This is a genomic window from Actinophytocola sp. (assembly GCF_035942955.1).
Classification (GTDB): Bacteria; Actinomycetota; Actinomycetes; order Mycobacteriales; family Pseudonocardiaceae; genus DASYTH01.
In genome coordinates, this window is record NZ_DASZCQ010000297.1 from 1 (window position 1) to 8,088 (window position 8,088).

The 8,088-nt window shown below is 71.7% G+C and carries 6 protein-coding genes; 5 read left to right on the forward strand and 1 reads right to left on the reverse strand.

What is annotated here, in order from left to right; all coding sequences use genetic code 11:
* Nucleotides 1-37: 37 nt before the first annotated feature.
* On the reverse strand, nt 38-526 hold the full coding sequence (locus tag VGX25_RS29780) for a transcriptional regulator (protein ID WP_326921260.1): 489 nt from the start codon (nt 524-526) through the stop codon (nt 38-40).
* A gap of 250 nt (nt 527-776) precedes the next feature.
* Here VGX25_RS29780 and pyrR point away from each other — a divergent pair, with 250 nt between their 5' ends.
* From pyrR to carB, 5 genes are read left to right on the forward strand one after another with little or no spacing between them, the layout of a single operon-like run.
* Nucleotides 777-1,364: a bifunctional pyr operon transcriptional regulator/uracil phosphoribosyltransferase PyrR gene (gene pyrR / locus VGX25_RS29785; RefSeq protein ID WP_326921261.1), complete on the forward strand. Its 588-nt coding sequence runs from the start codon at nt 777-779 to the stop codon at nt 1,362-1,364.
* Nucleotides 1,361-2,302 carry an aspartate carbamoyltransferase catalytic subunit gene (locus VGX25_RS29790; protein WP_326921262.1) on the forward strand — a complete coding sequence of 314 codons (942 nt, stop codon included), beginning with the start codon at nt 1,361-1,363 and terminating at the stop codon, nt 2,300-2,302. Before pyrR ends, VGX25_RS29790 begins: the two co-directional genes overlap by 4 nt.
* Nucleotides 2,302-3,606 carry a dihydroorotase gene (locus VGX25_RS29795; RefSeq protein WP_326921263.1) on the forward strand — a complete coding sequence of 435 codons (1,305 nt, stop codon included), beginning with the start codon at nt 2,302-2,304 and terminating at the stop codon, nt 3,604-3,606. The genes VGX25_RS29790 and VGX25_RS29795 overlap by 1 nt, the downstream gene beginning before the upstream one ends.
* Entirely contained in the window at nt 3,603-4,715 is a 1,113-nt protein-coding gene (gene carA, locus VGX25_RS29800; RefSeq protein WP_326921264.1) for a glutamine-hydrolyzing carbamoyl-phosphate synthase small subunit, read from the forward strand. The genes VGX25_RS29795 and carA overlap by 4 nt, the downstream gene beginning before the upstream one ends.
* The gene (gene carB / locus VGX25_RS29805; RefSeq protein WP_326921265.1) at nt 4,708-8,007 is read left to right on the forward strand and encodes a carbamoyl-phosphate synthase large subunit; all 3,300 of its coding nucleotides are present in this window, start codon (nt 4,708-4,710) and stop codon (nt 8,005-8,007) included. Before carA ends, carB begins: the two co-directional genes overlap by 8 nt.
* Nucleotides 8,008-8,088 lie beyond the last annotated feature (81 nt).

Sequence of the window (8,088 nt, forward strand, 5' to 3'; positions counted from 1 at the left end):
GGCCATAGCACCACAAAAGGCTCACGACACCCGGCCGTCAGTCCTCTTTGGACGGGCGGGCTTCCGGCGGCAGCACGCCCCAGTCGATCAGCTGCTCGGTGAGCTCGCCGGGGGTCATGTCGTAGATGATGGCGAGCGAGCGGAGGTCCTCGGTGCGGATGGACAGGACCTTGCCGTTGTAGTCGCCGCGCTGGCTCTGGATCGTGGCGGCGTACCGAGCCAGCGGGCCGACCTTCTCGGCGGGGAGCTGTTGCAGCCGTTCCAGGTTGATGACGATCTTGGTGGCGGGTTCGGCGCCCGACGGGACGCGGCCTTCCGGGAGCAGCTCCATCACCGGAACCCCGTAGAAGTCGGCGAGCTCGGCCAGCTTCTGCACGGTGACGGCGCGGTCGCCGCGCTCGTACGAGCCGACGACGACCGCCTTCCAGCGGCCGCCGGACTTCTGTTCGACGCCGTGCAGGGAAAGGCCCTGCTGCTGGCGGATGCCCCGGAGCTTGCTGCCCAGCGCCTTGGCGTAGTCGCCCATGTGGCGAGTCTCCATTCATTCGCCCCGTCGGCCACGCCGCGGGTTAGCCTCAGATCAACACGCAGAGTAATGGTTACCCAGAGTTGTCACCAGGTCAAGCTGATCTGCCCTGGACAGGTAACGAATGCGACTCAGACCACTCGGTCGGTTGATCCGTTCTGCCTGCTAAGGTGCCGTGGACCCCGGCGGGAGGGGTCGATGCGGACATCCTTTAATGACCCGTCCAGCGAGGCGGGGAAGGAGGTCGACCGTGGCGCCGCGCAATCGTGGCGCGACGGATCCGGCACTGCGGCGGGAGTTGCTCGGTGCCGGGGATGTCGCGCGCACCATCGCCCGGATGGCCCATCAGGTCATCGAGAAGACTGCTCTGGGTGGGTCCGGAGCCGAGGACGTCGTGCTGCTCGGCATCCCTACGCGGGGAGCGCCGCTGGCCAACCGGCTGGCCGCGCGGATCGCCGAGTTCAGCGGCGCCACCGTGCCCACCGGCGTGCTGGACGTCACGCTCTACCGCGACGATCTGCGCCGCCGCCCCACCCGCCCCCTGGTCGCCACCGCGCTGCCCGACGTCGGGGTGGACGACCGGCTGGTGATCCTGGTCGACGACGTGCTGTTCTCCGGCCGCACCATCCGGGCCGCCCTGGACGCGCTGCGCGACGTCGGCCGCCCGAGCGCCGTCCAGCTCGCCGCGCTGATCGACCGCGGGCACCGGGAGCTGCCGATCCGGGCGGACTACGTCGGTAAGAACGTGCCCACCTCGCGGGACGAGGACATCGAGGTCCTGCTCGAGGAGATCGACGGCCGGGACGCCGTGCTGCTGTGCCGCCAGGAGCCGACATGAAGCACCTGCTGTCCACCGAGGGGCTCGACGCCGCCACGGCCACCGCCGTGCTGGACACCGCCGACAACCTCAAGCGCACGCTGCTCGGCCGGGAGGTGCGCAAGCTGCCCACGCTGCGCGGCCGCACCGTGGTCACGATGTTCTACGAGAACTCCACGCGCACCAGGGTGTCCTTCGAGATCGCCGGCAAGTGGATGAGCGCGGACGTGGTCAACGTCTCGGCCAGCGGCTCGTCGGTCGGCAAGGGGGAGTCGCTGCGGGACACCGCGCTCACGCTGGCCGCGGCCGGCGCCGACTGCGTGATCATCCGGCACCCGGCGTCCGGCGCGGCGCACCGGCTGGCCGCCTGGCTGAAAGACACCGCCACGTCGGTGGTCAACGCCGGCGACGGCACCCACGAGCATCCCACCCAGGCGCTGCTGGACGCGGCCACGCTGCGGGAGCGGCTCGGCACGCTGACCGAGCGGCGGGTCGCGATCGTCGGCGACGTGCTGCACAGCCGGGTCGCCCGGTCCAACCTGCACCTGCTGCGCACGCTCGGAACCGAGGTGGTGCTGGTGGCCCCGCCGACCCTGCTGCCGGACGGCCTGCGCCGCTGGCTGGACGACGAGAAGGTGCCGATCAGCCACGACCTGGACGCCGAGCTACCCGGCCTTGACGCGATCATGATGCTGCGCGTGCAGGCCGAGCGCATGCACGGCGGCTTCTTCCCGTCGGCGCGCGAGTACTCGATCGCCTACGGGCTCAACGAGGCCCGGCTGCGGCTGCTGCCCGAGCACGCCGTGGTGCTGCACCCCGGCCCGATGCTGCGCGGCATGGAGATCGCCTCCGCCGTGGCCGACTCGGACCGCGCGGCCATCACCCAGCAGGTCGCCAACGGCGTGCACGTCCGGATGGCGGTGCTCTACCACCTGCTCGCGCACGAGGAGGAGAGATAGTGAACCCGTTGCTGGTCAAGGGGATCCGGCCGTACGGGGAGGGCGAGCCGGTCGACCTGCTCGTGCGCGACGGAGTGATCGCCGAGCGGAGGTCCACAGTGGACACCATCGGCGCCGAGGTGCTCGACGCCGGCGGGCTGATCGCCCTGCCGGGATTCGTCGACCTGCACACCCATCTGCGCGAGCCCGGCCGGGAGGACGCCGAGACCATCGAGACCGGCTCGGCGGCCGCGGCGCTCGGCGGCTACACCGCGGTGTTCGCCATGGCCAACACCGATCCGGTGGCCGACAACGCGGTGATCGTCGAGCACGTGTGGCGGCGCGGTCGCGAGGTGGGCCTGGTGGACGTGCACCCGGTCGGCGCGGTCACCGTGGGCCTCGGCGGTGAGCAGCTGGCCGAGCTGGGCACGATGGCCCGGTCCGCGGCCAGGGTCCGGATGTTCTCCGACGACGGGCACTGCGTGGCCGACCCGCTGCTGATGCGCCGCGCGCTGGAGTACTCCCTTGCGCTGGACGCGGTGATCGCCCAGCACGCCGAGGAGCCCCGGCTGACGATCGGCGCGCAGGCCCACGACGGGGAGCTGGCCGCGCGGCTCGGCCTGACCGGCTGGCCGGCGGTGGCCGAGGAGTCCATCGTCGCCAGGGACTGCCTGCTGGCCATGCACACCGGCGCGCGGCTGCACGTCTGCCACGTCTCGACCGCGGGCAGCGCGGAGATCCTGCGCTGGGCCAAGCCGCAGGCGGCGACGATCTCCGCCGAGGTCACGCCGCACCACCTGCTGCTCGACGACGACCGGCTGTCCACGTACGACCCGGTGAACAAGGTCAACCCGCCGCTGCGCACCCAGGCGGACACCAAGGCGCTGCGCGCGGCCCTCGCCGAGGGCGTGCTCGACTGCGTCGCCACCGACCACGCCCCGCACGCCCCGCAGGACAAGGACTGCGAGTGGTCGGTGGCCCGGCCGGGCATGCTCGGCCTGCAGACCGCGCTGTCGGTGGTGGTGGCCACCATGGTCCGGCCGGGCCTGCTTGACTGGCGCGGAGTGGCCAGGGTGATGAGCGAGCGGCCGGCCGAGATCGCCGGGCTGCCCGACCAGGGCCGCCCGATCGAGCGGGGCGAGCCGGCCACGCTGACCCTGGTCGACCCGGACGCGACCTGGACGGTCGACGCGGCCGGGCTGGCCAGCATCGCCGGCAACACCCCGTACCAGGGCATGGAGCTGCCCGGGCGGGTCGTGCACACGCTGCTGCGCGGCGAGCTCACCGTCCACAGTGGCACGGTCCGACGAAAGGATGGCCGATGAGAACCCCGGCGGCCCTGGTCCTCGAGGACGGCAAGGTCTTCCGCGGCGACGCGTTCGGCGCGGTCGGCGCCACCCTCGGCGAGGTGGTGTTCTGCACCGGGATGACCGGGTACCAGGAGACCCTGACCGACCCGTCCTACCACCGGCAGATCGTCGTGGCCACGGCCCCGCAGATCGGCAACACCGGCTGGAACGACGAGGACGACGAGTCGGCCCGGATCTGGGTGGCCGGCTACGTCGTGCGCGACCCGGCCCGCGTGCCGTCCAACTGGCGGTCCCGCCGCGGCCTGGACGAGGAGCTGACCAGGCAGGGCGTGGTCGGCATCTCCGGGGTGGACACCCGCACGCTCACCCGGCACATCCGCGAGCTGGGCGCGATGCGCGGCGGGGTGTTCTCCGGAACCGAGCTGTCCGATGTGGACACCATGGTCGAGCGGGTGCTGGCCGCCCCGCCGATGGCCGGCGCCAACCTCGCCGGCCAGGTGACCACCTCGGCCACCTACGTGGTGCCGGCGGCCGGCGAGGCCCGGTTCCGGGTGGCCGCCCTCGACGTCGGCATCAAGTCGAACACGCCGCGGATGCTCGCCGCGCGGGGCGTCGAGACCCACGTGCTGGCCAACTCGTCCACCGTGGACGACATACTGGCCGTCGAGCCGGACGGGGTGTTCCTGGCCAACGGCCCCGGCGACCCGGCGACCGCCGACCACGAGGTCGAGCTGACCAGGGCGGTGCTGCAGCGGCGCATCCCGGTGTTCGGGATCTGCTTCGGCAACCAGATCCTGGGCCGGGCGCTGGGCCGGGGAACGTACAAGCTGCGCTACGGCCACCGCGGGATCAACATCCCGGTGATCGACACCGGCACCGGCCGGGTGGCGATCACCGCGCAGAACCACGGGTTCGCGCTGGAGGGCGAGCCGGGGGAGCGGTTCGACACCCCGTTCGGCCCGGCCGTGGTCAGCCACTACTGCCCCAACGACGGCTGCGTGGAGGGGGTACGGGCGCTGGAGGTGCCGGCGTTCGGCGTGCAGTACCACCCGGAGGCCGCGGCCGGCCCGCACGACGCCGCGCTGCTGTTCGACGAGTTCGTGAGGTTGATGGCCGATGCCTAGACGGACCGATATCGGGCACGTGCTGGTGATCGGCTCGGGGCCGATCGTGATCGGGCAGGCGTGCGAGTTCGACTACTCCGGCACCCAGGCGTGCCGGGTGCTGCGGCAGGAGGGGCTGCGGGTCAGCCTGGTCAACTCCAACCCGGCGACGATCATGACCGACCCGGAGTTCGCCGACGCCACCTACATCGAGCCGATCACCGTGGACTTCGTCGAGAAGGTGATCGCCAGGGAGCGGCCGGACGCGCTGCTGGCCACCCTCGGCGGCCAGACCGCGCTGAACACCGCCGTCGCCCTGCACGAGCAGGGCGTGCTCGAGAAGTACAACGTGGAGCTGATCGGCGCCGACATCGAGGCCATCCAGCGCGGCGAGGACCGCCAGCGGTTCAAGGACATCGTGCGCGCGGTCGGCGCCGACGTGCCGCGCAGCGCGGTGTGCCGGTCGATGGACGAGGTCCGCACCGCGGTCAAGGAGCTGGGCCTGCCGGTGGTGATCCGGCCCAGCTTCACCATGGGCGGCCTCGGCTCGGGCATGGCGCACACCGACGAGCAGCTCGAGCGGCTGGCCGGGATCGGGCTCGCCGAGAGCCCGGTGACCGAGGTGCTGATCGAGGAGAGCGTGCTCGGCTGGAAGGAGTACGAGCTCGAGCTCATGCGCGACCGGCACGACAACGTGGTGGTGGTCTGCTCGATCGAGAACGTCGACCCGATGGGCGTGCACACCGGCGACTCGGTGACCGTGGCGCCGGCGATGACCCTGACCGACCGCGAGTACCAGCACATGCGCGACGTCGGGATCGCCGTGCTGCGCGAGGTCGGCGTGGACACCGGCGGCTGCAACATCCAGTTCGCCGTCCACCCGCGGACCGGGCGGCTGGTCGTGATCGAGATGAACCCCCGGGTGTCCCGCTCGTCGGCGCTGGCGTCCAAGGCCACCGGCTTCCCGATCGCCAAGATCGCCGCCAAGCTGGCCATCGGCTACACGCTCGACGAGATCCGCAACGACATCACCGGTGAGACCCCGGCCAGCTTCGAGCCGACGCTGGACTACGTGGTGGTCAAGGTGCCGCGGTTCGCCTTCGAGAAGTTCCCCGGCGCCGACCCGACGCTGACCACCACCATGAAGAGCGTCGGCGAGGCCATGTCGCTCGGCCGCAACTTCGTCGAGGCGCTCGGCAAGGCGCTGCGCTCGATGGAGACCAAGGAGGCCGGCTTCTGGACCACGCCGGACCCGGACGCGACCCTCGAGTCCACTGTGGAGGCCCTGCGGCAACCGCACGACGGCCGGCTGTACACGGTGGAGCGGGCGCTGCGGCTGGGGGCCGGCGTCGCCGAGGTGTCCGAGGCGTCCGGGATCGACCCCTGGTTCGTCGACCAGATCCTCTCGCTGGTCGAGCTGCGCACCGAGCTGCAGGCCGCGCCCGTGCTGGACGCGCCGATGCTGCGCAGGGCCAAGCGCTCCGGCCTTTCCGACCGGCAGGTCGCGGCGCTGCGCCCGGAGCTGGCCGGGGAGAACGGGGTGCGCGCGCTGCGGCACCGGCTGGGCATCCGCCCGGTGTTCAAGACCGTCGACACCTGCGCCGCCGAGTTCGCCGCCCGGACCCCGTACCACTACTCGGCCTACGAGCTGGACCCGGCCGCGGAGTCGGAGGTGACCGAGCAGCGGGAGCGGCCCAAGGTGCTGATCCTCGGCTCCGGGCCGAACCGGATCGGGCAGGGCATCGAGTTCGACTACTCCTGCGTGCACGCCGCGATGTCGTTACGTGCCGCCGGGTTCGAGACCGTCATGGTCAACTGCAACCCGGAGACCGTGTCCACCGACTACGACACCGCCGACCGCCTCTACTTCGAGCCGCTCACCTTCGAAGACGTGCTCGAGGTGGTGCACGCCGAACGGCAGTCCGGCACCGTGGCCGGGGTGATCGTGCAGCTCGGCGGGCAGACCCCGCTGGGCCTCGCGCGGCGGCTGGCCGACGCCGGGGTGCCGGTGGTCGGCACCCCGCCCGAGGCCATCCACCTGGCCGAGGACCGCGGCGCGTTCGGCGAGGTGCTCACCACGGCCGGGCTGCCCGCGCCGCGCTACGGCACCGCGACCTCGTTCGCCGGCGCCAAGCGGATCGCCGACGAGATCGGCTACCCGGTGCTGGTCCGACCGTCCTATGTGCTCGGTGGGCGGGGCATGGAGATCGTCTACGACGAGCAGTCGCTGGCGTCGTACATCCAGCGGGCCACGGCCGTCTCCCCGGAGCACCCCGTGCTGGTCGACCGGTTCCTCGACGACGCCATCGAGATCGACGTCGACGCGCTGTGCGACGGCGACGAGGTGCTCATCGGCGGCGTCATGGAGCACATCGAGGAGGCCGGCATCCACTCCGGCGACTCGTCCTGCGCGCTGCCACCGATCACACTCGGGCACACCGACCTGGAGGCCATCCGCCGCTCCACCGAGGCCATCGCGCGCGGAATCGGGGTGCGCGGCCTGCTCAACGTGCAGTACGCGCTCAAGGACGACGTGCTCTACGTGCTCGAGGCCAACCCGCGGGCGTCGCGCACGGTGCCGTTCGTGTCCAAGGCCACCGCGGTGCCGCTGGCCAAGGCCGCCGCCCGGATCATGCTCGGCGCCTCGATCGCCCAGCTGCGCGCCGAGGGCCTGCTACCGCCGTCCGGCGACGGGGGAGACATGCCCGCCGACGCCCCGGTTGCGGTCAAGGAGGCCGTGCTGCCGTTCCACCGCTTCCGCACCCCCGAGGGGCACGGCGTCGACTCCCTGCTCGGCCCCGAGATGAAGTCCACCGGCGAGGTCATGGGCATCGACGCCTCGTTCGGCAAGGCCTTCGCCAAGTCCCAGGCCGCCGCCTACGGCTCGCTACCCTTGTCCGGCAAGGTGTTCGTCTCCGTGGCCAACCGCGACAAGCGGGCCATGATCTTCCCGGTCAAGCGCCTCGCCGACCTCGGCTTCGAGATCCTGGCCACCACCGGCACCGCGGAGGTCTTACGCCGCAACGGAATCCCCTGCACCGTCGTGCGCAAACATTTCGAGGGGGAGAACAACATCGTCGACATCATCAAGTCCGGCGACGTCCAGATGGTGATCAACACCCCATACGGCAACCCCGGCCCCCGCGTCGACGGCTACGAGATCCGCACCGCCGCCGTCTCCCGCGACATCCCCTGCGTCACCACCATCCAGGGCGCCGCCGCCGCCGTCCACGGAATCGAAGCGCTCATCCGCCAGGACATCGGCGTCGAGCCGCTCCAGGCCCTGCAAGCCGCCCTGCGGAGGCAACGGTGAGGGCCCCATCGGGGTCGTGGCCGGTCCGGCGTCCGGGTGGCGGTCGCGCTGTTGTTGCCGCGCCGCGCGCTGCGCGTGCAG

What these genes read in the sequence shown, in the direction of transcription:
- VGX25_RS29780 (WP_326921260.1), bottom strand. Translation starts at nt 526, where the DNA reads ATGGGCGACTACGCCAAGGCGCTGGGCAGCAAGCTCCGGGGCATCCGC.
- VGX25_RS29790 (WP_326921262.1), top strand. Translation starts at nt 1,361, where the DNA reads ATGAAGCACCTGCTGTCCACCGAGGGGCTCGACGCCGCCACGGCCACC.
- carA (WP_326921264.1), top strand. Translation starts at nt 3,603, where the DNA reads ATGAGAACCCCGGCGGCCCTGGTCCTCGAGGACGGCAAGGTCTTCCGC.
- carB (WP_326921265.1), top strand. Translation starts at nt 4,708, where the DNA reads ATGCCTAGACGGACCGATATCGGGCACGTGCTGGTGATCGGCTCGGGG.